Here is a 25469-nt window from a genome sequence, read left to right as displayed (position 1 = left end):
CCATGGAGTATCATTGCTGAAAACGAATCGTTGAATCAATGACACTCCAATTCCCCGCATTTCTCCTGTTGGCGCTGGCCCTGGCTTCGGTCTGGGCGCCGTCGTTGTCGATCGGCCGGCGCCCTGCTCCGCTGTGGCTGCTGTTTTTTGTCATGGCCATGGCCTGGGGCCTGGTCGGCGGCGTGCTGGACCCGGTGGCGATCAGCGCGCTGCTGGTGCTGACGGGCGCCGCCTGGGGCAGCAGCGCCGCACCGCGCGGCTGGCTGCGGCTGGCCTATGGCGTGCTGGCGGTCGTGCTGGCCTTGGCGCTGGCCATGCACAAGCTGCCCGGCTTTAACAATCCGATGCTGCTGGACCACGTGGTGCTGTCGGCCGGCGCCTTGCCGTTCACGCTGTACGCCAATTTCGACAAGGGCGCGGTCGGGCTGATCCTGCTGGCCCTGCTGTGCCGGCGCGTGACGTCCTGGAGCGAGCTGGGCGCGGTGCTGCGCCGCACCTTGCCGATCCTGGCGCTGACGGTGGCGGCCACGCTGGGCTTCGCGCTGGCGGCCGGCGTGGTCGGCATCGACGTCAAGCTGCCCCGGCCAACGCCGACCTTTGTCGCGGTCAACCTGCTGTTCACCGTGATTGCCGAAGAAGCCTTCTTCCGCGGCCTGCTACAGGCCTGCCTTGCGGACGCGCTGAACCGCTTCCGCTGGGGACCGTGGCTGGCGATGGCGGTGTCGGCGCTGCTGTTCGGTGCGGTTCACCTCGGCGGCGGCTTGCGATATGGCATACTCGCTGCCATCGCAGGTCTCGGCTACGCCTGGGCTTACCAGCGCACGCAACGCATCGAGGCTGCCATACTGGTCCACATCACGCTCAACGTGGTGCACTTTATCTGCTTTACTTATCCGGCTAGGATTGACGGTGTCTGATTCCCTTACCTCCCGCAGTTTACCGAACGCCGTGGCCGGCCTGGTCGGCACCGCCACAGTGCTGGCCCTGCTCTATTTCGGCCGCGACGTGCTGATTCCCATCACGCTGGCCTTCATCTTCAGTTTCCTGATCGCGCCGTTCGTGCGGGCGCTGCGCCACCTGGGACTGGGCCAGACCATGTCGGTCTGCACCGGCGTGCTGGTGGTGACGGTGACGCTGCTGGCGATCGGCGCGGTGATCGTGCAGCAAGTGGGCGTGATGGGCGCCAGCCTGCCGCAGTACCAGGACACCATCGCCAGCAAGATCGAAACGCTGGACGAGCTGACGCGCGGCACGCTGGGCAGCCTGGGCGGTCCGGCCGGCCAGTTGATCGACCATCTCACCGGCGAGAACGCCGAAGGCCCGGCGCCGGTGCTGCAAGCGGACGGCAGCGCCAAGACGCCGGTGCTGGTGGAAATCCACGAGCCGGCGCTGAAGCCGTTCCAGTTGCTGGGCAAGGTGGCGGCCTCGGTGTGGCCGCCGCTGGAGACCGCCGGCATCGTGTTCGTGGTGCTGATTTTCGTGCTGCTGGAACATGAATCGCTGCGCGACCGCTTCATCCGCCTGGCCGGCGGCGGCGACCTGCGCGCCACCACGATTGCCGTCAACGACGCCGGCGAACGCCTGTCGCGCTTCTTCATCTCGCAATTCCTGGTGAACCTGGCGACCGGGCTGGCGATCTGGCTGGGCCTGAGCCTGCTGGGCCTGGGCCAGGCGCTGCTGTGGGGCACCATGACGGCCGTGCTGCGCTTCATCCCTTACGTCGGCGTGTGGATGGCGGCTTTCTGCGCCACGCTGCTGGCGGCCGCCATCGATCCGGGCTGGTCCACCGCGCTGATGACGCTGGGCCTGTTCCTGGCGGTGGAAATCATCGTCGCCCAGACCATCGAGCCCAAGCTGTATGGCCACACCACCGGCCTGTCGCCGCTGTCGGTGGTGGTGTCGGCGATTTTCTGGAGCTGGATCTGGGGCCCGGTCGGCCTGGTGTTGTCGACGCCGCTGACCTTGTGCCTGGTGGTGGCGGGCCGCTACATCCGCGCGCTGAAGGTGCTGGAAATCATGTTCGGCGAACTGCCGGCGCTGACCATGCCGCAGAATTTCTACCAGCGCGCGCTGTCGGGCGACGCGCATGAAATCGTCACCAGCGCCAAGCGCTACATGCAGCACAAATCGCTGGCCGAATATTGCGACGGCGTGCTGCTGCCGGCGCTGCACCTGGCCAGTTTCGATTTCAAGGATGGTTCGATCACGCCGCAGGAAGAGGAAAAAGTGTCCAACTCGGTCATTGCCGTGATCGAAGCGTTGAGCGGCAGCGTCAAGTGGTGGAAGAAGCGCAAGCGCAACACCGTGCTGAAGCGCGGCGGCATCGGCCGCGAACTGCGCGAACAGCGGATTTCCGACAGCGGCGAGTGGCAGGGATCGTTCGACGTGCCGGCCGGCAGCGTGGTGTTGAGCATCGGCCTGGGTTCCTCGTATGCCGAGCTGGCGACCGAGATCCTGGTGCGCATCCTGCGCGAGCAAAAGATCGACGCCCGCAGCCGCAATCTTGACGAACTGAACCAGCCGGCACCGCCGGGCGCCTCGCCGGAACTGGTGTCGATCGTCGTGCTGGTCAGCGTCGATCCGCTCAACGACTGCGAGCAGATGACCACCATGCTGGCGGCGCTGCACGAGCGCCTGCCGCATGCCAAGCAGTTCGCCCTGCTGCTGCCCAGCCCATTCGAGAACCCCGACCTGAAAACCTGCGTCTTCCCGGCCGCCGACCACGTCTCCCGCTCCTATGACGATGTCTTGCACAGCTGCCAGTTGGCGATGAAGGGGCGCAGTACTTTATAAAGGACTGGATTGCATGGCTAAACGATTGGTGATTACTGGATTGGTACAAGGCGTGGGCTATCGCGCTGCGTTTGAGCGGCAGGCGGTGGCGTTGGGCTTGCGCGGCTGGGTGCGCAATCGGCGTGATGGTTCGGTGGAGGCCGAAGTGGACGGCGATGCGGCGGCGGTCGAGGCGATCGTTGTCTGGGCGCGCAAGGGGCCGCCGGCTTCGCGCGTGGATGGCGTCGCCGTCGAGAACACGGCGGCCAGCGCCGACTCCTTCAGCATTCTGCCGACCGCTTGATCGGCGCGGCCGCGGTCAGGATTGCGGATCGAACTGGAAGACGCGCAGTTCCTGCGCGCAGCGGCAAGCCCGCGCCATGCGCGCCGCCCAGGCGACCGCATCCTCGCGCGATGGCAGTTCCAGCACGGTGAAGCCGCCGTTGAGCGCCGGCGCCCATGGATAGCCGCCTTCGGTGACCGTACCATCGGCCGCCACCAGCATCGGCGGCACGCTTTCGTTGATGCCGCCGGCAAACACGTAGACGCCGGCTGCCTTGGCTTCCTCGACCACGGCATGCGCCGCGCGCCCCACCGCTTCCAACTCGCCTTCCGGAACATCCATCGCCGCGCTGGGGAAGGAGATCAGGTATTTGCTCATGGTGCGCCTCCTTGCTAATACGGGCTGGATGCCGGCTGGCCAGCCTGGTCGGTCCAGATGTCGTCCGGCAGCGAGCGGTCGCGCAGGCAAACGCGGTCGTGATCCGGATAGGTAATGCGGTCGACCGGCGCGCGGGTGCCCACCACCAGGCAACGCGTTGGCGCCGCGCTCCGATTCTCCAGGTAGTGCCCGACCTGCACGCCAGCGCGGAAGGTTGCGGCGTCACCAGCGCGCATGACGGTCTCGGACATGCCTTCGATTGCCGTGATTTCGCCGGCCAGGACATAGACCATCTCGTCCTCCGCACTGTGCCAGTGCTTGATGGACGATCTGCAACCAGGCTGAAGCACTTCAATGAACGCGCCAAACTGCGTCAGCTCCCCAGCCTCGCTGATCCACAGCGTCTGGTTCGGTTCGGCGGAACCCTGGACCGGGCTGACCTCGGTGACTAGTTGATCAGGAGTAAAAACAGGCATGGTTGGCGCTCCGGGACGATGGATGGCTAATTTACCATGATGGGCCTGCGTTAGGCCGCGAACAGACCAATGCCGCCGCGACAGTTAATTTCCTTGTATAGAATCCAAGGAGCCAACATGACCATCACCGCCGACCACACCATCAGCCAGCTGTTCTTGCTCAGCAATGCCGTGCAGCGGGCCGACATCGTCAACCGCCTGCTCAGCAATGTCAGCCACGACATGGTGACGTCGCTGGCCGCCAGCATCGGCGACTTTGGCGACGACCAGCATCCGCGCGTCACGCCCGAGCAAACGGAAAAAATCACCCCGGCGCAGATGGAAGAAATTGCTGCGACCGCCGAGCAGCATACGCCCGGCGTGGTCGAGAAGGTCACCGCGTTTTTTAACGCGGAATTGGCCCGCGCTTAACCTGGCAGCAGCTCCGGCTGCTGCGCCACGACGGCGGTTTTTGGAATGCAGACGATGAAGCTGCTGCCCTTGCCCGCTTCCGACTTGATCTGCAGCGTGCTGCTATGGCGCAGCAGCACGTGCTTGACGATGGCCAGGCCCAGGCCCGTGCCCTGGGTTTCGCGCGAGCGACTCTTGTCGACGCGGTAGAAGCGCTCGGTCAGGCGCGAGATGTGCTCCGGGCTGATGCCGATGCCGGTATCTTCCACCACGAACTTGACGCCGCCCTCGTACTCTTTCCACACCAGGTGGATCTTGCCACCGGCCGGCGTGTAGCGCACCGCATTCGATGCCAGGTTGCCGAACGCGCTGTGCAGTTCTTCATACGAACCCAGCACATTCGGGCCATCCACCGACATGGTGACCTCATGCTTGCCGGCCGACAGCGCGCGCGCGTCGCGCTGCACCTGCTCCAGCAGCTTGTGCACATCGACCTCTTCCGGCCGCATCGGATAATCCACCGATTCCAGGCGCGACAGGGTCAGCATGTCCTCGATCAGGTGCTGCATGCGGTGCCCCTGCTCGGTCATCAGCTTCAGGTGCGATGCGCGGGTGGCCGCATCCAGGCCCTCTTGCGCGGCGATTTCCAGGAAGCCGACAATCACCGTCAGCGGCGTGCGCAGCTCGTGCGAGGCGTTGGCGATGAAGTCGCGGCGCATTTCCTCGATGCGCTCGGTTTCGGTCGCATCGTGCGTCACCAGAATCTGGCGGCGGTTTTCAAACGGGATGATATGCACGATCAGCTTGCGCTCGCGGAAGCTGATCGTCAGCGGCTGCTCGTAGCGGCCGAGGATGATGTAATCCATGAAGTCCGGGTTGCGCACCAGGTTGGTCACGCGCATGCCCTTGTCACGGTCGTTACTCAGGCCCAGATGCTGCTCGGCGGCCGGATTGCACCACTCCAGGAACAGCACGTCGTCCATGATCACCACGCCGTCCGGCAGCAGGTGCATGGCCTGGCGGAAGCGCGCCAGCCATTCGGTCAGCTCGGTCTGGTTTTTTTCGTCGTCGCGGCGCATGCGGTACAGGCGCGCGAAGATGTTGGTCCACTCGCCCCAGCCGTCGGGCAGCTTGGCGCTCTGAGGATCGTCCATCCAGTTGCTCAACTGGTACAGATAGGACAGCTGCGTGAACACCAGCGCGATCATCGCCAGCAGCGCCAGCACCAGGCCGGTCTTCCAGCCGAACATCCAGCCGGCCAGCGCGCAGGCCGCCAGGATAATGGCGGTGCGCAGCGCGGCAGGCACCCAGAACACCAGTTTTGGATTCATTTGAAACTCAGTTTTTTTCCGACAGCATGTAGCCTACACTACGGACGGTTTTGATCAGGTGTTCGGCCTCTTTCAAGGCCTTGCGCAGGCGCAGGACGTGGACGTCGACGGTACGTTCTTCGATCACCACGTGGTCGCCCCACACCTTGTCCAGCAGCTGGCTGCGCGAGAACACGCGTTCCGGATGCGCCAGCAGGAACTTCAACAGCTTGTATTCGGCATGGCCGATGTCGATCTTCTGGTCGTCCATGGAGACGGTGCAGCTGACCGGGTCCAGCATGATGTTGGCGGCGCGCATGGTCGACTGCGCGTGCTCCGGCGCTTTGCGGCGCAGCAGCGCCTTGGCGCGGGCCAGCAGTTCGCGCGGCGAGAACGGCTTGGTGACATAGTCGTCGGCGCCGCTGTTCAGGCCCGCCAGCTTGTCTTCTTCCATGCTCTTCGCGGTCAGCATGATGACCGGGATTTCGTTGAACTGGCGGTCGGAGCGGATGCGCGCCAGCAGGCGCAGGCCGGTCGAATCCGGCAACATCCAGTCCAGCAGGATCAGCTGCGGGGTCTTGGTCTGGATGAAGTCCCAGGCCTCGCCGGCGCTTTGCACCGCGCAGCAGTTCCAGCCCGCTTCGCGCAGCGAAAACGTCACCAGTTCGACAATCGCCGGTTCGTCTTCAACAATCAGTACAGTCGTTTTATCAGATGCCATGTAAATTTATCGTTACTTTGCTTGCTCAGGCTCGTCTTCCAGCACCGGCGCGGTGGTTTTGGTGTGGCGGATGTCCTTGCCTTCCACCACGTAGATCACGTATTCGGCGATGTTCTTGGCGTGGTCGCCGATGCGCTCGATGGCCTTGGCCACCCACAGCGTGTCCAGCGCAGCCGAGATGGTGCGCGGATCTTCCATCATGAAGGTGATCAGGTTGCGCATGATCGAACGGAATTCGTGGTCGATCACGGCGTCCTGAGCGATCAGCTGCAGCGCCTGCTTGCCGTCGTTGCGGGCAAACGCGTCCAGCGCGTCGTGCAGCATGTCGCTGGTGTTGTTGGCGATGCCGCGCACCATTTCGTAATGGTTGACGGTGACCGCGCCGCGGCCGTGCAGCGCCTTGGCCACGCGGGCGATCTTGGTCGCTTCGTCGCCGATGCGCTCGAGGTCGGTGATGACCTTGATGGTCGCCATGATGGTGCGCAGGTCGTTGGCGGCCGGCTGGCGGCGCACGATCAGGTGGCTGCAAGCGTCGTCCAGCGACACTTCCAGCTGGTTGACGGCGTCGTCCTCGCGCATCACGCGGTCGGCGCGCTCGGAGTTACCGATGCGGAAGCAGGTCATGGCGTCGAGGAACTGGGTCTCGACGATGCCGCCCATCAGCAGCACCTTGCTGCGGATGGCTTCGAGTTCGTTGTCGTACTGTTTGGATGAATGCTCACCGATCATGCTGCTCTCCAATTCAATTCTAATATTATAAAGGTGATCAGCCGAAGCGGCCGGTGATGTAATCCTGGGTTTCCTTGCGGGCCGGATTCATGAAGATCTGGTCGGTCTCGCCGAATTCCACCAGCTCGCCCAGGTACATATAGGCGGTGTAGTCCGAGCAACGCGCGGCCTGCTGCATGTTGTGGGTCACGATGGCGATGGTGTAGTCCTGCTTCAGCTCGGAGATCAGTTCTTCCACTTTCGAGGTCGAGATCGGGTCCAGCGCCGAGGTCGGCTCATCCAGCAGCAGCACGTCCGGTTTCACGGCGACGCCGCGCGCGATGCACAGACGCTGTTGCTGGCCGCCCGACAGCGACAGGCCACTCTTGCTCAGCTTGTCCTTCACTTCAGTCCACAGCGCGGCCTTTTTCAGCGCCCATTCGACGCGCTCGTCCATCTCGCCTTTCGACAGGTCTTCGTACAGGCGCACGCCGAAGGCGATGTTGTCGTAGATCGACATCGGGAACGGCGTCGGCTTCTGGAACACCATGCCGACCTTGGCGCGCAGCATGTTCAGATCCTGGCCGCCTTCGAGGATGTTGCGGCCGCGGTACATGATCGAGCCTTCGGCGCGCTGGCCCGGGTACAGGTCGTACATGCGGTTCAGCGTGCGCAGCAGCGTCGATTTGCCGCAGCCCGACGGGCCGATGAAGGCCGTCACCTGTTTCTCGTGGATGTCCAGGCTGACGTTGTGCAGGCTCTGGGTTTTACCGTAGAAGAAATTCAGGCCCGAAATCTCGATGGTTTTGCGTTTGCCGTTCATGGCGATGACGTTTTCCTGGTTCAGTTGCGTATTCATTGTATGGATTCGCTTTATTTAATTAGTTCGGGGCTTTTTGGGCAAACAGGGTGCGCGAGACAACGTTCAGCGCCAGCACGCTGAAGGTGACCAGCAGCGCGCCACCCCAGGCCAGTTCACGCCAGTTGTCGTACGGGCTCATGGCGTAGCCGTAGATCACCACCGGCAGGTTGGCCATCGGCGCGTTCATGTCGGAGCTGAAGAACTGGTTGTTCAGCGCGGTGAACAGCAGCGGCGCGGTTTCGCCGGAGACGCGGGCCACGGCCAGCAGCACGCCGGTGATGACGCCGGCCTTGACGGCGCGCAGGCGCACCATCATCGCCACTTTCCAGCGCGGCGCACCGAGGGCGAACGCGGCTTCCAGCAGGCTGTTCGGCACCAGGCGCAGCATGTTGTCGGTGGTGCGCACCACCACCGGCACGGCGATCAGCGCCAGCGCCACGGAACCGGCGTAGCCCGAATAGTGCTTGGCGGTGGCCACGTACATGGCCCAGACGAACATGCCGATCACGATCGATGGCGCCGACAGCATGATGTCGGTGACGAAGCGGGTGATGCTGGCGATCTTGTTGTCTTCGCCGTATTCGGCCAGGTACATGCCGGCCAGGATGCCGATCGGGGTCGAGATCAGGGTCGACAGGCCGACGATCATCACGCTGCCGAAGATCGCATTCAGCAGGCCGCCGCCTTCGCTGCCCGGCGCCGGCGTGGTCTGCGTGAACAGGTTGATGCTCAAGGCGCCGAAGCCCTTGATGATCAGGGTGATCAGAATCCAGGCCAGCACCAGCAGGCCGACCGACATCGCCGCCACCGACAGGGCGATGCCGACGCGGTGCATCAGCAGCCGCTTGCGGTACACCGGGTTCATCGCGGCTTTTTCCAGAGTTGCGCTCATTATTTGACGCCTTCCTTGCGAGACATGCCGGCCAGCATCAGCTTGGCGGCGGACAGAACGATAAAGGTGATCACGAACAGGATCAGCGCCAGCGCGAACAGCGACGAGGTGTGCAGCGGCGTATCCGATTCGGCGAATTCATTGGCCAGCGTCGAGGCGATCGAGTTACCCGCCGCGAACAGCGACCACGACAGCTTGTTGGCGTTGCCGATGACGAAGGTCACGGCCATGGTTTCGCCCAGCGCGCGGCCGAGGCCCAGCATGACGCCGCCGACCACGCCGGTCTTGGTGTATGGCAGCACGATCTTGCGCACCACTTCCCAGCGGGTGCAGCCCAGGCCGTAAGCGGATTCCTTCAGCACGGCCGGCACGATCTCGAACACGTCGCGCATCACCGACGAGATGAACGGGATGATCATCACGGCCAGGATCAGCGCCGCGGTCAGCACGCCGATGCCCATGGTCGGGCCGCTGAAGAACTGGCCGATCAGCGGCAGGTGGCCGATGGTGTTTTTCAGGAACGGCTGCACGTAGTCGCCGAACAGCGGCGCGAACACGAACAGGCCCCACATGCCGTAGATGATGGACGGGATGCCGGCCAGCAGCTCGACCGCCGTGCCCAGCGGGCGGCGCAGCGAGGCCGGGCAGATCTCGGTCAGGAACAGCGCGATGCCGAACGACACCGGGAAGGCGATCAGCAGCGCGATGCCGGAGGTGGCCAGGGTGCCGACGATGGCGATCGCCGCGCCGTACTGGTCATTGACCGGATCCCACTCGACGGTGGTGATGAAGGCCGGACCGAACTCCTTGAAGGCCGGCCAGGCGCCGACCATCAGCGAAATGATAATCCCCAGCAGCACCGCCAGCACGGACAGTGCGAACACCATGGTGGTCTTGTGGAAGAAGAAATCCTGGATGCGCTGCTTGCGCATGGTACGCAGCATGGCTTGCATGGCGGCCTGTTCGGCAGCAGTCGCTTGTGCGGTGCTGATGTGCATGGCCGGCTCCGGTTTAGGTAGTGGCGTGGAAGTGATATCTGCGCTCATATTGTTGTCTCGGTGGATGGTAGCTAGCCTGCGGCGCCCGGTTGGGCGGCGCAGGCTAACCCCCTCGCCTCGTTGCTGCGGGAGGCGAAGGGACAGTCGGGATTAGTAGATTGCCTTGCCCGAAGCGTCTTTCAGGTTAGCTTTCCAGGAATCCTGGACCAGCTTGACCACCGATGCCGGCAGTGGAACGTAGTCCAGTTCGGTAGCAGCGGCGCCGCCGTTTTTGAAGGCCCAGTCGAAGAACTTGACGACTTCCTTGCCTTTGGCTGCGTCAGCCTGTGCTTTGTGCATCAGGATGAACGACACGCCGGTGATCGGCCACGAGTTTTTGCCAGCCTGGTCGGTCAGCACCACGCCGAAGCCTGGGGTCTTGGTCCATTCGGCCGAAGCGGCAGCGGCTTTGAAGAACTCGTCGTCAGGCTGCAGGAAGTTGCCGTCCTTGTTTTTCAGCTGGGTGTGCGACATTTTGTTTTTCTTGGCATAGGCCCACTCGACGTAGCCGATCGAACCCTTGATGCGCTGCACGTTGGCGGCGACGCCTTCGTTGCCCTTGCCGCCCACGCCGACGATCCATTTCACAGCGGTCGAAGCGCCGATCTTGGTTTTGAATTCAGGGCTGGTTTTCGACAGGAAGTCGGTGAACAGGAACGAGGTGCCCGAACCGTCGGCGCGGTGCACCACGGTGATGTCTTCGGCAGCCAGTTTCACGCCTGGGTTCAGTGCGGCGATCGCTGCATCGTTCCACTTGGTGATCTTGCCCAGGTAGATGTCCGCCACAACCGGGCCGGTCAGTTTCAGTTGGCCTGGGGTGACGCCGTCCAGGTTAACCACGGTCACAACGCCGCCCATGATGGCCGGGAACTGCATCAGGCCTTCGGCGTCCAGTTCAGCAGCGGTCAGCGGCATGTCGGACGCGCCGAAATCGACGGTCTTGGCTTTGATCTGCTTGATGCCAGCGCCCGAACCGACGGACTGGTAGTTCAGGCCATTGCCGGTAGCGGCTTTGTACGACTCGGCCCACTTGGCGTAGATTGGGTATGGGAAGGTAGCGCCGGCGCCGGTCATATCGGCGGCGTGAGCAGCCGACGAGAAAGCCATTACAGCTGCTGCGCCAACCACCAGGGAAGAGATCAATTGTTTCAGTCGCATTTCAAGTCCTTTGTTATGACAGGTTAGGATGCTGCGCAGTCTAACGGTCGAATATGACATGTTTATGACATGTCCAAAATATTTCAAAAATATTCGCGCAGACCCCGCTTCCCTCTGTAAACAGGCCATGTTGACGCTCTATGTTACGCCCGCTTGTCATAATTGGCCGCCATTTATGACATGATTTGTCACGGGCCTGTCATATTTCTTCTTTACACTGTTGCAATCATTCTCCCCTTAAACAGGATAGAATGGGGTAACCTGCAAAGTGATCAAAAAGACATGAAGCCTGACTTGCATGCGGAAGTAAATAAGAACTCGGCGTTCCTCGACAGGGAACTGTCGCAACTGATGTTCAACCGCCGCGTATTGGCGCAGGCGGAAAACAAAAGCATTCCCCTGCTGGAGCGGCTGCGCTACCTGTGCATCGCCAGCAGCAACCTGGACGAGTTCTTCGAGGTGCGCGTGGCCAGCCTGCTGGCGGCCGGCGCCGCCGACGGCTCGCTGGCCGCCCACCCTGCCCTGGTGGCCACGCTGTCGCGCATCAGCAATGAATGCCACCTGTTGGTCGCGCATCAATATGAAATCCTGAACAACGAAGTCCTGCCCGAGCTGGCCGCCAACGGCGTCCACCTGGTGCGCCACAACGAGCGCAACGAGGCGCAGCGCGCCTGGGTCAAGGAATACTTCGACAACGAAGTGCGGCCGCTGCTGACGCCGATCGGCCTCGATCCGGCCCACCCGTTCCCGCAGGTGGTTAACAAGAGCCTCAATTTTATTGTGTCGCTGACCGGCAAGGACGCCTTCGGCCGCGGCACGGCGATCGCCATCGTCAAGGCGCCGCGCGTGCTGCCGCGCGTGATCCGGCTGCCGGACCATCTGTCGAAGAACGGCGGCATTTCGTTCTGCCTGCTGTCGTCGGTGATCCACGCGCACATCTCGGACCTGTTTGCCGGCCGCGAAGTGATCGGCTATTCGCAGTTCCGCGTCACCCGCGACAGCGACCTGTGGGTCGACGAGGACGAGGTCAAGAACCTGCGCCAGGCCCTGAAGGGCGAACTGCTGGGCCGCCAGTTCGGCGCCTCGGTGCGGCTGGAAGTGGCGATGAACTGCCCGCCGGAGCTGTCGCAGTTCCTGCTCGACCAGTTCGGCCTGCACCAGAGCCGGCTGTACGCGGTCAACGGCCCGGTCAACCTGGTGCGCCTGAACGAGATCATGGACCACGTCGACAATCCGGCGCTGCGCTTCACGCCCTTCTTCCCCGGCTTCGCGCAGAAACCGGGCAGCCAGGACATCTTCAGCGCGCTGCGCAAGAACGACATCCTGCTGCACCACCCGTTCCAGTCGTTCCAGACGGTGATCGATTTCATCCGCAGCGCCGCGCTCGATCCGGCGGTGGTCGCCATCAAGCAGACGATTTACCGCACCGGCATGAACTCGGACCTGATGGAAGCGCTGATCGTCGCCGCCCGCGCCGGCAAGGAAGTCACCGTCATCGTCGAGCTGAAGGCGCGCTTCGACGAGGAAGCCAACATCAACTGGGCCGACAAGCTGGAACAGGCCGGCGCGCAGGTGGTGTACGGCGTGGTCGGCCTGAAGACCCACGCCAAGGTGGCGCTGGTGATCCGCCGCGAAGAGGGCAAGCTGCGCTACTACGCCCACCTCGGCACCGGCAACTACCATCCGACCACCACCAAGTTCTACACCGATTTCGGCCTGCTGACCTGCCACGCCGGCCTGGCGCAGGAAGTCAACGAGGTATTCATCCACCTGACCAGCCTGACCAAGCCGCACCGCCTCAACCATTTGTGGCTGGCGCCGTTCGCGCTGCAGAACGAAATCATCAAGGCCATTCGCAACGAGGCACGCATCGCGCGCGCCGGACGACCGGGCCGGATTATTGTTAAAATCAATGCGCTGGTGGACGAATCGGTGATCCGCGCCTTGTACGCGGCCTCCAAGGACGGCGTCAAGATCGACCTGATCGTGCGCGGCGCCTGCACCCTGAAGCCGGGCGTGCCGGGACTGTCGGAAAACATCAAGGTGCGGTCGATCATCGGCCGCTTCCTTGAACACAGCCGTATCTATTACTTCCGCAACGACCTGGCGCATGACACCTATCTGGCCAGCGCCGACTGGATGAGCCGCAATCTGTTCCGCCGCATCGAAGTCGCCTTCCCGATCCTGGACAAGGCGCTCAAGCGCCGGGTGCTGGCCGAAGGCCTGAACCCGTACTTGAAGGACAATATGAACGCCTGGGAACTGGAGCCGGACGGCCACTACCAGCGCCGCAAGGCGCGCGGCAAGCAGACCAGCTTCAGCGCCCAGCAGCATTTGATGGAGACGCTGGGCACGCCCAACGCGCATCTGGGAGAATGACCATTACGCGCGCCGGGAGGTGCGCGGCCGGGATCTGTTTTCAAATGTGTTTTCAAATGTGACTCAGGAGAAAAGCATGGATCTCATTTTATGGCGGCACGCCGAGGCCGAAGATGCGGGGCCGGGCATGACCGATCTGGAACGGGCATTGACCGCCAAGGGCCAGAAGCAGGCGCGGCGCATGGGCCAGTGGCTCAACTCGCAGCTGCCGGACAGCTGCCGCATCCTGTCCAGCCCGGCAGTACGCACGCTGCAGACGGTCGAAGCGCTGGGCCGCAAATTCAAGATCCACACCGACCTGGCGCCGGGCGCCGACCCGGCCGACATCCTGAAGGCGGTCAACTGGCCGGGCAACAAGGATTCGGTGCTGGTGGTCGGCCATCAGCCGACCTTGGGCCAGGTGGCCTCGATGCTGCTGACCGGCGATGACCTGGAATGGGACATCCGCAAGGCCAGCGCCTGGTGGTTCGCGCAACGCGATCCGGGCGACCCGATGAGTGTGTATCTGAAGGCCGTGATGGCGGCCGACCTGGTGGTGAAATAGCCTTGCAAAGCCCCCGGCATCTGCTAAAGTTTAATTGCATCAACTCTCGGGGGAGGCCATCATGATGTTCACCTTGCTCACCATGGGGATGTTCGGGGGCATGATTGCCCTGGTGGTATACGAACTGGTACAGGAAATGCGCGGCAGCAAAGACAGGTTGATCGACCGCTATCACGAATAGCAATCCGCTTCACGGAAGCCGACGGCGCCAGCGGCGTGCCCTACCCGGACACCGCCCCTCGCGCCGTTCATCGTTTACACGCCGGTTTTGAACTTGGTGTAGATGCGGGTGATGTTGCGGCGGATGTCCGCCGGCACCGCTTCAGGCGCCGCCATGCGCTTCTTGTCGTCGTCCGACAGGAACACCGTCTTGTTGCCGGCAATATCCTTGCGCACGAACTTGACGCTGGCCGCATTCGGGTTGGCGTAGAACACCTTGTTGGTCAGGCTGGCGTGCACTTCCGGGCGCATGATGTAGTTGATCCACAGGTGCGCGTTGTTCGGGTGCGGCGCGTCGGCCGGAATCGCCATGGTGTCGAACACCAGCGCGGCCGAGGTCTTCGGCACCAGCACTTCGATCACATTGCCGTTCTTGGCGTCGATCGCACGCTGACGGGCGATGTTGATGTCGCCCGACCAGCCCAGCGCCACGCAGACGGCGCCGTTGGCCATGTCGTTGATGTAGCCGGATGAGCTGAACAGCGTAACGTAAGGACGGATCGCCTGCAGCACCTTGCCTGCTTCGGCGTAGTCGGCGGCGTTTTTCGAGTAGGCCGGCTTGCCGGCGTACATCAGCGCGGCCGGCAGCACTTCGGATGGCGAATCAAGGAAGGAGACGCCGCACGATTTCAGCTTGGCTGCGTACTTCGGATTGAAGATCAGTTCCCAGGCGTTGTCCGGCATCGGCATGCCGCCCAGCGCGGCCTTGACCTTGTTGACGTTGATGCCGACGGTGGTATAGCCCCACAGCCAGTCGACCAGGTAATCGTTGCCCGGATCGATGTTGGCCAGCTTGGCCTGGATCGCCGGATCGAGGTTTTTCAGGTTGGTCAGCTTGGACTTGTCCAGCTTGCGCAGCAGCTTGCCGTCGATTTGCAGGCGCGCCCATTGCGCGGTCGGCACCACGATGTCGTAGCCGGACTTGCCGGCGACGAGCTTGGAGTTCAGGATTTCGTTGTTATCAAAAAGATCATAGCGGACCTTGATGCCGGTCTCTTTCTCAAAATTCTTTACCGTGTCGTCGGCGATGTAATCCGACCAGTTATAAATATTGAGAACTTTTTCCTCCTGCGCGGCCACCTGCCCTGCGCCAGCCATCAAGCCAGCCGCGACCAGCACCGCACCAACGAACTTCCCTGCCATAACACCTCCGAATGGGATTCATACACAAGCCGTGATGATCGGGCATAGCCCGTCCGGATGCAAGGAGTTCGTTAGAAATCAGCCCAGCATGTCGAACAGGGTGCCGCTGCCGGTGCCGTTGAAGGCGCTGCCGGCGCCGGTCTGGGCCTGGGCGGTGTACAGCGCCGCCAGGGCGTTGGCCTGGGCGGTCAGGGCCTTGGTCATGCTGGCCTTCTTGGTGTTCAGGTTGGTGATTTCGTTGGTGGTCAGCGAGGTTTCGCGGGTCAGCACGCTGCTCGACGAGGTCAGCGCGCTGGCCTTGGCCGACAGCAGGTCGGCAATGCCGCGGCCGTCGGTGGTGGTGAACAGGCTGGCCACGGCCGAGGAATCGGTGGTCAGCGCGGCTTGCAGCTTTTTGTCGTCCAGCACCATGTTGCCGTCTTTGTCCTGGCTGATGCCGGCTGCGGCCAGCTTGGTCACCGAAACGGTGCCGCCGCCGGTCTTCAGCAGCATGCTCATCTGGCTGATGGCCTGGTTCATCGCGGTGTCGGACTTCAGGTCGCCCTTTTGCAGCTTCAGCATCTTGGCGTTGAGGTCGTTGTAGGCGGCGACGAAGGATTTCAGGTTGTCGCCGATCTGGCTGGCGCCGGCGGCGATGGTGACGTCGCTCTTGCCCGCCCCCACCAGGTTCAGCGTGGCGCCGCCGATCGCGGTGTCCTTGATGGTGTTGCTCGCGCTGGTGATCTGCTTGCCGTCGACGGTCAGGATGGCGTCCTGCGCGGCGGTGGTCTGCTTCATTTTCTGCGTGCCGGTCGGATCGTAGGTCAGCAGGTTTTTCAGCGCGGCGTCGCCGCTGACGCTGATGCGCATGCTGTTGGCGGCGCCGTCCTTGCCGTCGATCGACAGCGAATACTTGCCGTTGTCGCCCTTGACCACGCTGACATCGACGCCAGCCGCCTTGAACGCGGCGGCGATGCCTTCCGGCGTGTTGTTGCTGCTGTCGATGGTGACGCTGGCGCTGGCGGCGCCGGTGACGAAGCCCTTGTCGCCGCCGGTGGTGCCGAAGTCGATCTTGACGGTGGTGGGGGCGCCGCTGCCGACCTTGCCGTCGGTGCCGGTGGCGAATTCTTCGCTGGTCAGGAACTGGCCCTGGGCCAGCTGCTTGACGTCCAGCGCATAAGTGCCGGCCTTGGCGGCGCCGGTCGAGGTGGCGGTCAGCACATTCTTGGCCGAGCTGGAGGCCGTGGTGCTGAGGCCGGCGCCGGTCAGGCCGGCGGCGATCTGCTGGAAGTTGGCCAGCGCGCTTTGCAGTTGCCCCAGCGCGGACAGCTTGGTCTGGTCCTTGGTGATGGACGCGTTGAGTTTGTTGGCCGCGGTGGTTGCCGGGGCCATGGTTTGTGCGACGCGGTTGTAGACGTCGGTGGTTACGCCGGTGCTGGTTGAGCTGGTCGTATTGCTGATAGTAGTCATGTTGGGTCCGCCATGTTGGTGGTTACATAGTATGCAACATGAGCGCTTGCACCAAAGCAGTGAATAAGCGGGGATTTTACCCCTAATCCCGGCGCCAGTGCGCAGCCGACGAGCCGAGGCTGCTGGCCGGCCGGTCCCAGGCCATGGCGGCGCCATCGATGGCCACCGGCGGCAGGTAGCGGCGCGCCGGTCCCCATTCGGTATGCTCCAGCTGCGGCGCAAGGTCGCGGTCGCTGGGCGGCGTCAGTGCGCGCGGCGCCAGGCCGGCGGCCGGGGCCTCGGTCAGCAGCCTTGCGGTGCGGGCCAACGACAGCCTGGCGCGCAGCGTGCGGCCTTCCGTCAGACGGGCGATCAGCGCGCGCACCACGGCGGCGGCCAGCAGGTAGCCGGTGGCGTGGTCGAGCGCCTGTACCGGCAGCGGCACCGGCTTGCTGGCGCCCTGCATCTGCATGCCATGTTGGGCGATGCCGCAGCTCATCTGCACCAGGCTGTCGAAGCCGCGCCGGCCGGCGAGCGGGCCGCTCCAGCCGTAGGCGTCCAGCGCCACGTCGATCAGGCCCGGATTCAGCTGGCGGCGGACTGCTTCGCCCAAGCCCAGCCGTTCCAAAGCTTCCGGACGGTAGCCGTGAACCAGCACGTCCGCTTCGGCCAGCAGATTTTCGAAAATGGCGCGGTCCGCCGCTTGCTTCAAGTCCAGGCGCGCGCAGCGCTTGCCGGGCGTGACTTCGGGAATCACGCCCGGCTCGTTCCAGGTCGGCGGGTCGATGCGCAGCACGTCGGCGCCGTAGCCGGCCAGGAAGCGCGTCGCCACCGGACCGGCCAGCACGCGCGTGAGATCCAGCACTTTGAGGCCGGCCAGCGGGCGGCCGCTGGTCCAGGCCCACTCGCGGCGGCCAGCCGTTTCCGCTTGCGCGAACGCCATCAGCGGTTCATTGGCAACGGTGATGCCTTGCGGATGCGCCTGCCATTCGGCCATCGAGCGCATCATCGCCGCGCAGCCGCCCTGGGCGACGACGGCCTCTTCCAGCGCCAGGCCGTGCCAGCCGGCGACCGCGCGGGCGACGGCGTCGCGCTCGTCGGCGCAGCCGAGCACCGCCAGCGCGGCGGCGCGGTGATGCGGCGCGTTGGTGTGCAGGCGTATCCAGCCGTCGGCAGTGGCGTAGTCGCCGGCCACGGCATCCCACAATGGCGGGCGCTCCCAGCCGATCGGATGGATCGACCAGCTAAACCACATGGACGCCAGCCGGCGGTCCACGGTGACCGGCCCCGCTGGGGCGCCCTGCGCCGCCATCAGTTCGCGCAGCGCCAGGCCGGCGGCGCCGACCGCGGCGGCGGCCAGGTCCGTCACCGGGAAATACGATGGCAGGTCGCCCTCGCCCACCCGTTGCACGGCCGCCAGCGATGCGGCGGGCAGGTCCAGTGCGGACCACACGGTGTTCAGCAGGGAATCAGGCATATCGGCTCCGGGTAAGTTATCCTTGGCGCCAGCTTAGGACTGCCGGTCCGGCAGCGTCAATCTTGACTTGAAGTGTCAACATAGGAAACGCAGATGGTCTGGATGACCGCCGCAGAGGCTTTGGATGTGCTCAACGTCCGCCCGCAGACGCTGTATGCCAACGTCAGCCGGGGAAAGATCCGCGCCAAGCCGGATGAGGCGGATGTACGGCGCAGTCTCTATCATCGGGACGATGTGCTGCGCATGGCGCGCCGGACGAATGGGCGGCGCAAGGTGGAGATTGTCTCCAGCGAGGCGATGCAGTATGGCGATCCGGTGCTGCCGTCCGCCATCTCCACCGCCGCCGACGGCCGCCTGTACTATCGCGGCCACGACGCCACCGCGCTGGCCGACAGCGCCAGCCTCGAAGACATCGCCGCCCTGCTGTGGGAATGCACGCCAGCCGAAGCCGCCGACATCTGGCCCGTCAGCAGCGATACGGCCACCGTGAGCGACGACGAGGTGGTTGGTGGCGCGCTGGCGGCTGGGCTGTTTGCGCTTGCTCGTCGCAGCGCTGTTGATGCGCCGTCGCTGGGCCGGCCTGCGGCTGTGCTGCGGGCGGAGGCGGCGGGCGTTCTTGCCACATTGGTGGACGCCATGGTCGGCAAGCGATCAGGCGGCGGCGACACACGCATCAGCGCTCGCCTGGCCCGTGCCTGGCACGCTGAAACGCACGAAGACCTGATCCGCCGCACGCTGGTCCTGATGGCCGACCACGAACTGAACGCCTCCACCTTCGCCACCCGCGTCGCCATCTCCACCGGCGCCTCGCTGGCGGCCGGCGTGCTAGCCGGCTTCACCACGCTGACCGGCCCCCTGCACGGCGGCGCCGCCAACGCCTTCGCCGAACTGGTCGCCCAGGCGCAGGCCGGCAACGCCGACGACGCCGTCCGCCACTGGCTGATCAGCCAGCGCCCGCTGCCCGCCTTCGGCCATCCGCTCTACCCGGACGGCGATCCGCGCGCGCAAGCCCTGCTCAAGCTGCTACCGAAAGTTCAACCACATGAACAACTGGCTGTCGCAGCAGAACAACAGGCCGGCGAACTGCCCAGCATCGATTACGCGCTGGCCGTCCTGACCACCGCCTGCGGCCTGCCCTTCGATGCACCGTTTGTATTGTTTGCCACAGGTCGCTGCGTCGGCTGGCTGGCACACGCCCTGGAGCAAGTGCAAGCCAACCGCCTGATCCGGCCACGCGCCCGCTACACCGGGCCCGCAACCGGGGTCAGAGCCGACATTCGGACACGAACACAACCGTAGCGACCGCTACGGTTGTGTTCGTGTCCGAATGTCGGCTCTGACCCCGGTTTGGTTTTTAACGCAGGAATTTATTGATGGTGGCCATGGTGGCCATGTCTGGATTCATGAACTGGAATCCGATCTTGAAGTGGTCACCGCTGAAAATGCAGTAATTCACCCGCGAACGGCAACTCAACACCTGCGCCTTGCCCTCGACGAACAGCTCGAACGACACCATGCCGACGTCCCCGGTTGCCAGTTTGTGGTCAAACGTGAGCGACAGGCCACTACCGTTGATGTCGAGCGTGCGCCCCTGCATGGGCGGCATACCATCCATCACCACGACTGCCTTCGAACGCACGATCTTGCGCGCTCCTGACCTTTGATCGACTAACACTTTCTCTTCCTTCTAGTTACACAATTTATACTATTACCGATTACAACACGTAACAATACAACGTTATTGGATTTCGCGCAGCTTATTGAACGCGTCATCGATTCGGTCAACACCGATGATGGTCATGCCCTCGATTGGCTGCTTGGGCGCGTTCGAGGTCGGTATCATCGCCGTCGAAAAGCCCAGCTTGGCGGCCTCCCGCAGCCGCTCCTGCCCGCGCGGAGCCGGCCGGATCTCGCCCGCCAGGCCCACCTCGCCGAACACCACGAAGCCGCGCGGCAGCGGCTTGTTGCGCATCGATGAATTAATCGCCAACAAAACCGCCAGGTCGGCGGCCGGCTCGGTAATCTTCACCCCGCCCACCGCGTTGATGAACACGTCCTGGTCGAACGCCGCGATGCCCGCGTGCCGGTGCAGCACCGCCAGCAGCATCGCCAGCCGGTTCTGCTCCAGGCCCACCGACAGCCGGCGCGCATTGGGCTGATGGCTGGCGTCGACCAGCGCCTGGATTTCCACCAGCAGCGGCCGCGTGCCCTCCTGCGTCACCATCACGCAGGAACCAGGCACCTGGTTGTCATGTTGCGAAAGGAATAAGGCCGACGGATTCGACACGCCTTTCAAGCCCTTCTCGGTCATGGCAAACACGCCCAGCTCGTTGACCGCGCCAAAACGGTTCTTGATCGCCCGCACCAGGCGGAAGCTGGAATGGTTGTCGCCCTCGAAATACAGCACGGTATCGACGATGTGCTCCAGCACGCGCGGACCGGCCAGCGCGCCTTCCTTGGTCACGTGGCCGACCAGGATGATGGTGATGCCGGTCTGCTTGGCCACGCGTGTCAGCTGCGCCGCGCACTCGCGCACCTGCGCCACCGAGCCGGGCGCCGAGCTCAGGGCGTCCGAATACACGGTCTGGATCGAATCGATCACCGCCACTTCCGGCTTCAGGTCGGCCAGCGTGCCGAGGATCTTTTCCAGCTGGATTTCGGCCTGCAACTTCAGGTCGCGGGCGTCGACTTGCAACCGCTTGGCGCGCAAGGCGATCTGCGCGCCGGATTCCTCGCCGGACACGTACAGCACCTTCTTCAGGTGCGACACATTGGCCAACGCCTGCAACAGCAGCGTCGACTTGCCGATGCCCGGATCGCCGCCGATCAGCACCACGCCGCCGGCCACCAGGCCGCCGCCCAGCACGCGGTCGAACTCCTCGATGCCGGTGCCGAAGCGCGGCACATCGATGGCGTCGATATCGGACAGCGACAGCACCGGCGCGGTCTGCGCCAGCGACAGATGCGCCGGCTGCGAATAGCGGTTGTTGCTGGCGGTTTCCGCCAGCGTCTCCACCATCGTGTTCCACTGCTGGCAGGAGGTGCACTGGCCGGTCCATTTATTGGCGATGGCGCCGCACTCGGTGCAGGTGTAATTGGTTTTAGCCTTGGCCATGCGTTCAGCCCTCGACCACGGGCACGCGCGGCGCCAGCGCGCACATCAGCTCGTAGCCGATGGTGCCGGCGGAAATGGCCACCTCGTCGATCGGCAAGCCCCGGCCCCACAGCGTGACCTTGCTGCCAAGGCGCGCTTCCGGCATGCCGGTCAGGTCCACGGTCAGCATGTCCATCGACACGCGGCCCACCAGGCGCGTGCGCACGCCATCGACCAGCACCGGCGTGCCGGCCGGCGCCACGCGCGGATAGCCGTCGGCATAGCCGCACGCCACCACGCCGACGCGCATCGGCCCCTCGGCCTGGAAACGGCTGCCGTAGCCGACCGCCTCGCCGGCGGCGATGTCCTGGACGCCGATGATCTCGCTGGTCAGGGTCATGGTCGGCTGCAGGCCGAACGCATCGGCCGTGCCGCCGCCCGGCGAGCCGCCGTACAGCATGATGCCGGGACGCACCCAGTCGCTCTTCAGATCCTGGTGCAGCAGCACGCCGGCCGAATTGGACAGGCTGCGCAGGCCCGGCAGGCCGGCCGCGCCCTGCTCGAAGCGGCGGATCTGCTCGGCGATCGGCAGCAGCGGATGGTCGATATCGTCGGCATTGGCGAAGTGCGTCATCAGCGTGATGCTGCCGACGCAGGCAATCGCGCTCAGGCGCGCATGCGCGGCCGCGAACGCGTCCGGCGTAAAGCCGAGGCGGTTCATGCCGGTATTCATTTTCAGGTGCAGGTCGAAGCGGATGCCACGTTCGGCCAGTTGCGGCGCCGCCGCTTCCAGCCATTCCAGTTGCTCGTTGCAGTGCACCGCCGCCTGCAGGTCGTAGCCCGCCATGGTGTGCAGGTCGGCAGGACCGAAGAAACCTTCCAATAAGAGGATCGGCTTCTTCCAGCCCAGGTCGCGCAGCTTGACGGCGTTGTCGAATTCGATCAGCGCCAGGCCGTCGGCGTCGGCGAAACCGCGCATCGCGCGTTCCAGACCGTGACCGTAGCCATTTGCCTTCAGCACGCCCCACGCCCTGGCGCCCGGTGATTTGGCCTTGGCGAGCGCCAAATTTTGCTTCATGGAATCAACGTGAATAGTTGCTAAGATCGGCCTCGGCATACGACTTTTTCTGCGGAATAAACGAAGCCGCTATTTTAACGCCTGCGGCCGTAGGCGCACTGCTCAATTCTTGGGGGTTATGATCAAAGCATGGTATAAAGCAAGCCAGATAAGTTTTCCAGGCATATCCCAGAATGAATCGTGGTTTCTATACCATCATGGCAGCGCAGTTCTTTTCGTCTCTGGCGGATAATGCGCTGCTCTTTGTTGCGATCGACCTGTTAATCAGCATGAAATCTCCAGGGTGGATCACGCCACTCCTGAAGCTGTCGTTCACCCTTTTTTACGTGCTGTTGGCTGCATTTGTCGGCGCTTTTGCCGATTCGATGCCCAAGGGCAAGGTTATGTTCATCTCCAACCTGATCAAGGTTGGCGGCTGCCTGCTGATTTTCGCCCACGTCCATCCATTGCTGGCTTACGCCATCGTCGGTTTCGGCGCGGCGGTGTATTCGCCGGCCAAGTACGGCATCCTGACGGAATTGCTGCCGGCTGAAAAACTGGTGGCCGCCAATGGCTGGGTCGAAGGCCTGACGGTTATTTCGATCATCTTCGGCACCGTCATGGGCGGCGCGCTGGTGGGTGACCGCGTGTCGTCGGTGCTGCTGGGCTTTGACCTGCCGTTGATCGATACCGGTATCGAGACGCCAACCCAGGCCGCGCTGTGCGTGGTGGTCGGCATTTATATGCTGGCGGCGCTGTTCAATACGCGCATTCCCGACACCGGCTGCGTCTACGGCCACCAGGAGCGCAATCCGGTCAAGCTGATCACCGATTTCGCCAACTGCTTCGGCATGCTGTGGAAGGACAAGCTGGGCCAGATCTCGCTGGGCGTTACCACCCTGTTCTGGGGCGCCGCGCAGACCCTGCAATTCATCGTGCTGGAATGGGCCAACCGCACGCTGCACCTGACCTATGAGCAATCGACCAGCCTGGTTGGCGTGGTCGCCATCGGCGTCGCCCTGGGCGCGGTGATTTCGGCGCGCTTCATTTCGCTGCGCAAGTCGCTGACGGTGATCCCGGTCGGCATCGCCATGGGCGTGATTGTGATGAGCATGACGATGGTGACGTCGGTCAAGCTGGCCTATCCGCTGCTGGTGCTGGTGGGGCTGCTGGGCGGCTTCTTCCTGGTGCCGATGAACGCGCTGCTGCAACACCGCGGCCACGTGCTGATGAGCGCCGGCCATTCGATCGCGGTGCAGAATTTCAATGAGAATCTGTCGATCCTGACGATGCTGGCGGTGTACTCGCTGATGCTGCGCGCACACCTGAATCTGGACATCATCATTCTGCTGTTCGGCCTGTTCCTGGCCGGCACCATGCTGTATATCCTGCGCCGTCACCAACGCAATCAGCGCGAGTTCGACTCGGTCGCGCTGATCGGCGAAGCCAAGCACTAAGGCGGCAGCACGCCGTCCTGGCGGCGCTGCGCGGCTTGCGCGCGCCAGCTGTCGGGGACGATGAATCCCCGGCGTTCTTCCACCAGCCACTCCCCTGATTCCCGCAGCGCCGCGACCATGACCGGCGCGGCGGCGTCCTGCAATGCAGCCAGCAGTTCGTCCTTGCCGATGCTGTCGGCGGTTTTCAGCGGCGCCAGCCATTGCAGGCGCGGCATGATGGCGTAGCGCTGCGCCGGCAGGTCTTGCGCCTGCGCCTGCGTCATCCAGAAACCGTGGCAGTGCTGCTGCGAGATGCCCGGCATCGGCGGCGCGCCGTCCGGATAGAACAGCCAGCCTTTGACCAGCGCCTGCGCGCGCGTGACCGGCTGCGGCAGCAAGGCCTGTGCGGCCGGATGCTGCGACAGCGACAGCTGCTTGTCGAAAATCTTGCGCATCTTGACGCCCAGCGTGTCGGCCAGGTTGGGGCCGATCAGGCCGTTGAAATCGCCGCCGGTGCTGCCGGCATCGAGCAGGTAGAACTTGGTGGCGAATTCGATGTGGACGAGGTCTTCGCCTTCGCGCAGCAGGAAATCGAATTCGCCGATGGTGTCGGTGCGGTCGGCGCGCACTTGCAGGCCATGGGCGACCAGCTGGCCGTGCTCCGCGAAGTAAAAAGCCATCAGCTTCTCGGCGTAGAGGCCGAGGCGTGAATAGTGCTTGCCGCCGAGTGCGGTTTCCAGCGGCGACGGATCGAGCTCCAGCGCGGCCAGCCAGGCGATGGTGGCCGGCGACAGTGCACCCAGCGTGGCGATGCGGCCCTGCCAGTGCGGCGCGGCGGGATCGAGCAGGTCTGGCGCGTCCAGCAGCCATGCCAGCGCGCGCACGTGCGGATTGCTCAGGTGCGGCCAGCGGCTTTCGAAGATGGCCTGGTAGGGAGCGCCCGGCGGCAGCGTGGCTGGCGCGCCGGGCAGCTGGTCAGCCATGGCTGGCTTTCGCCAGGCACAGGTCGCCCCAGGCTTTGGCCTTGTCTTCCGGCTTGCGCAGCAGATCGTCCGGGTGGTAAGTCGCCACCACCGGCAGGTTGCCGGCGCCGTAGCGCATGACCTTGCCGCGCGCCGCCGGGCCCATCATCAAGCCTTTGGCGGCCAGCTGGCCGAAGGTCATGGCCATTTGGGCGCCGGTCAGCGCCAGCTCGCGGTCCAGGTAGGGACGGCAGGCCAGGAATTCTTCGGCGGTTGGGGCGCGGTCGGTGCCGTCCGGATTGGCTGGGCGGCATTTGATCAGGTTGGTAACGTAGACGTCGGCTTCCGGCTTGAGCTCGATGGCTTTCAGCATGTTGTCCAGCAGCTGGCCGGCTTCGACGGCGATGGCCTGCGCTTCCTTTTCATCCAGGCGCGATGGGGCGGTGCCGATGGCGATCCAGCTTGCGTTGTCGGCGCCACGGCCGTTGACGGCGGCGCGGCGGGTTTCGCAGAGCGTGCAACGGGTGCAGGTGGAAACGGCGGCCTTTAGGGCGGTCCAGTCCATGGCGGCGATGGCTTCGTCGCTGACTGGTGCGGGGCGCGATGGCGCCGGGGCGTCGTCGAACCAGGCGGTCGATTCAGCATCGGGCGCGGCAACGTCGTCTGCGGCAGCGGCGCGCGCGGACGAGCGGGCCTGCGGCGCGGGCGCCGGGGCTGCGGGACGCTGGGCTGCCGGGCGCGCC

25 protein-coding genes are annotated in these 25469 nt (G+C 64.1%); 8 read left to right on the top strand and 17 right to left on the bottom strand.

The window, feature by feature from the left end:
* Positions 1-38: 38 nt before the first annotated feature.
* The 3 genes from GJ698_RS21295 to GJ698_RS21285 are packed head-to-tail and all read left to right on the top strand — an operon-like array spanning position 39 to position 3076.
* Positions 39-917: a CPBP family intramembrane glutamic endopeptidase gene (locus GJ698_RS21295; RefSeq protein ID WP_154359874.1), complete on the top strand. Its 879-nt coding sequence runs from the start codon at positions 39-41 to the stop codon at positions 915-917.
* Positions 910-2793: an AI-2E family transporter gene (locus GJ698_RS21290; protein WP_371865403.1), complete on the top strand. Its 1884-nt coding sequence runs from the start codon at positions 910-912 to the stop codon at positions 2791-2793. Before GJ698_RS21295 ends, GJ698_RS21290 begins: the two co-directional genes overlap by 8 nt.
* Positions 2794-2806: 13 nt before the next feature.
* The gene (locus tag GJ698_RS21285) at positions 2807-3076 is read left to right on the top strand and encodes an acylphosphatase (protein ID WP_154359873.1); all 270 of its coding nucleotides are present in this window, start codon (positions 2807-2809) and stop codon (positions 3074-3076) included.
* Positions 3077-3091: 15 nt separating this feature from the next.
* Here GJ698_RS21285 and GJ698_RS21280 read toward each other — a convergent pair whose 3' ends face one another.
* Positions 3092-3433 (bottom strand): YciI family protein, encoded by a 342-nt coding sequence (locus tag GJ698_RS21280; RefSeq protein WP_154359872.1) that lies wholly within the window; start codon positions 3431-3433, stop codon positions 3092-3094.
* 14 nt (positions 3434-3447) lie between these two features.
* Positions 3448-3909, bottom strand: a complete 462-nt coding sequence (locus GJ698_RS21275; RefSeq protein ID WP_154359871.1) for a cupin domain-containing protein — start codon at positions 3907-3909, stop codon at positions 3448-3450.
* 117 nt (positions 3910-4026) lie between these two features.
* Between GJ698_RS21275 and GJ698_RS21270 the strand changes: the two genes are divergently transcribed.
* Complete coding sequence (locus tag GJ698_RS21270; RefSeq protein WP_154359870.1) at positions 4027-4320, top strand: hypothetical protein; 294 nt, start codon at positions 4027-4029, stop codon at positions 4318-4320.
* Here GJ698_RS21270 and phoR read toward each other — a convergent pair.
* The 7 genes from phoR to pstS form a co-directional block, all read right to left on the bottom strand.
* The gene (gene phoR, locus GJ698_RS21265; protein ID WP_154359869.1) at positions 4317-5630 is read right to left on the bottom strand and encodes a phosphate regulon sensor histidine kinase PhoR; all 1314 of its coding nucleotides are present in this window, start codon (positions 5628-5630) and stop codon (positions 4317-4319) included. The genes GJ698_RS21270 and phoR overlap by 4 nt on opposite strands.
* 7 nt (positions 5631-5637) lie before the next feature.
* The gene (locus tag GJ698_RS21260; RefSeq protein ID WP_154359868.1) at positions 5638-6330 is read right to left on the bottom strand and encodes a response regulator; all 693 of its coding nucleotides are present in this window, start codon (positions 6328-6330) and stop codon (positions 5638-5640) included.
* Positions 6331-6342: 12 nt separating this feature from the next.
* A complete protein-coding gene (phoU, locus tag GJ698_RS21255) occupies positions 6343-7059 on the bottom strand; it encodes a phosphate signaling complex protein PhoU (RefSeq protein WP_154359867.1) in 717 nt (238 codons plus the stop codon).
* A 37-nt stretch (positions 7060-7096) separates the two neighbouring features.
* Positions 7097-7897: a phosphate ABC transporter ATP-binding protein PstB gene (gene pstB / locus GJ698_RS21250; protein ID WP_154359866.1), complete on the bottom strand. Its 801-nt coding sequence runs from the start codon at positions 7895-7897 to the stop codon at positions 7097-7099.
* Positions 7898-7919: 22 nt separating this feature from the next.
* Complete coding sequence (gene pstA / locus GJ698_RS21245; RefSeq protein WP_154359865.1) at positions 7920-8792, bottom strand: phosphate ABC transporter permease PstA; 873 nt, start codon at positions 8790-8792, stop codon at positions 7920-7922.
* Positions 8792-9790 (bottom strand): phosphate ABC transporter permease subunit PstC, encoded by a 999-nt coding sequence (gene pstC / locus GJ698_RS21240; RefSeq protein WP_154359956.1) that lies wholly within the window; start codon positions 9788-9790, stop codon positions 8792-8794. The genes pstA and pstC overlap by 1 nt, the downstream gene beginning before the upstream one ends.
* Before the next feature lie 150 nt (positions 9791-9940).
* The gene (pstS, locus tag GJ698_RS21235) at positions 9941-10987 is read right to left on the bottom strand and encodes a phosphate ABC transporter substrate-binding protein PstS (RefSeq protein WP_154359864.1); all 1047 of its coding nucleotides are present in this window, start codon (positions 10985-10987) and stop codon (positions 9941-9943) included.
* A gap of 282 nt (positions 10988-11269) precedes the next feature.
* Here pstS and ppk1 point away from each other — a divergent pair, with 282 nt between their 5' ends.
* Positions 11270-13366, top strand: a complete 2097-nt coding sequence (gene ppk1, locus GJ698_RS21230) for a polyphosphate kinase 1 (RefSeq protein ID WP_154359863.1) — start codon at positions 11270-11272, stop codon at positions 13364-13366.
* A gap of 76 nt (positions 13367-13442) precedes the next feature.
* Entirely contained in the window at positions 13443-13910 is a 468-nt protein-coding gene (gene sixA, locus GJ698_RS21225) for a phosphohistidine phosphatase SixA (protein WP_154359862.1), read from the top strand.
* A gap of 255 nt (positions 13911-14165) precedes the next feature.
* On the opposite strand, the gene GJ698_RS21220 is transcribed toward sixA, so the two are convergent.
* From GJ698_RS21220 to GJ698_RS21210, 3 genes are all read right to left on the bottom strand, one after another.
* Complete coding sequence (locus GJ698_RS21220) at positions 14166-15272, bottom strand: polyamine ABC transporter substrate-binding protein (RefSeq protein WP_154359861.1); 1107 nt, start codon at positions 15270-15272, stop codon at positions 14166-14168.
* A 78-nt stretch (positions 15273-15350) separates the two neighbouring features.
* Positions 15351-16721, bottom strand: coding sequence for a flagellar filament capping protein FliD (fliD, locus tag GJ698_RS21215; protein WP_154359860.1), 1371 nt, complete (start codon positions 16719-16721; stop codon positions 15351-15353).
* An 82-nt stretch (positions 16722-16803) separates the two neighbouring features.
* On the bottom strand, positions 16804-18177 hold the full coding sequence (locus tag GJ698_RS21210; RefSeq protein ID WP_154359859.1) for a CoA transferase: 1374 nt from the start codon (positions 18175-18177) through the stop codon (positions 16804-16806).
* 102 nt (positions 18178-18279) lie between these two features.
* On the opposite strand from GJ698_RS21210, the gene GJ698_RS21205 reads away from it, so the two are divergent.
* Positions 18280-19476 carry a citrate synthase gene (locus tag GJ698_RS21205; RefSeq protein ID WP_229260103.1) on the top strand — a complete coding sequence of 399 codons (1197 nt, stop codon included), beginning with the start codon at positions 18280-18282 and terminating at the stop codon, positions 19474-19476.
* Between the two features lie 55 nt (positions 19477-19531).
* Here GJ698_RS21205 and GJ698_RS21200 read toward each other — a convergent pair whose 3' ends face one another.
* From GJ698_RS21200 to alr, 3 genes are all read right to left on the bottom strand, one after another.
* Positions 19532-19852, bottom strand: a complete 321-nt coding sequence (locus tag GJ698_RS21200) for a PilZ domain-containing protein (RefSeq protein ID WP_371865402.1) — start codon at positions 19850-19852, stop codon at positions 19532-19534.
* Between the two features lie 63 nt (positions 19853-19915).
* Complete coding sequence (gene radA / locus GJ698_RS21195; RefSeq protein WP_154359857.1) at positions 19916-21292, bottom strand: DNA repair protein RadA; 1377 nt, start codon at positions 21290-21292, stop codon at positions 19916-19918.
* A gap of 4 nt (positions 21293-21296) precedes the next feature.
* Positions 21297-22388: an alanine racemase gene (alr, locus tag GJ698_RS21190; RefSeq protein WP_154359856.1), complete on the bottom strand. Its 1092-nt coding sequence runs from the start codon at positions 22386-22388 to the stop codon at positions 21297-21299.
* Between the two features lie 134 nt (positions 22389-22522).
* Between alr and lplT the strand changes: the two genes are divergently transcribed.
* Positions 22523-23785 (top strand): lysophospholipid transporter LplT, encoded by a 1263-nt coding sequence (lplT, locus tag GJ698_RS21185; protein WP_154359855.1) that lies wholly within the window; start codon positions 22523-22525, stop codon positions 23783-23785.
* Here the strand turns inward: lplT and GJ698_RS21180 are convergent.
* Together GJ698_RS21180 and GJ698_RS21175 are read right to left on the bottom strand one after the other, a co-directional pair.
* On the bottom strand, positions 23782-24747 hold the full coding sequence (locus tag GJ698_RS21180; protein WP_154359854.1) for a DUF1853 family protein: 966 nt from the start codon (positions 24745-24747) through the stop codon (positions 23782-23784). The genes lplT and GJ698_RS21180 overlap by 4 nt on opposite strands.
* The coding region (locus tag GJ698_RS21175) for a uracil-DNA glycosylase (protein WP_154359853.1) at positions 24740-25469 on the bottom strand (730 nt) is incomplete at its 5' end. The genes GJ698_RS21180 and GJ698_RS21175, both read right to left, overlap by 8 nt.

The sequence above is a fragment of the Duganella aquatilis genome, from assembly GCF_009674565.1.
GTDB lineage: Bacteria > Pseudomonadota > Gammaproteobacteria > Burkholderiales > Burkholderiaceae_D > Rugamonas > Rugamonas aquatilis.
This window is presented reverse-complemented; position numbering and strand designations above follow the sequence as displayed.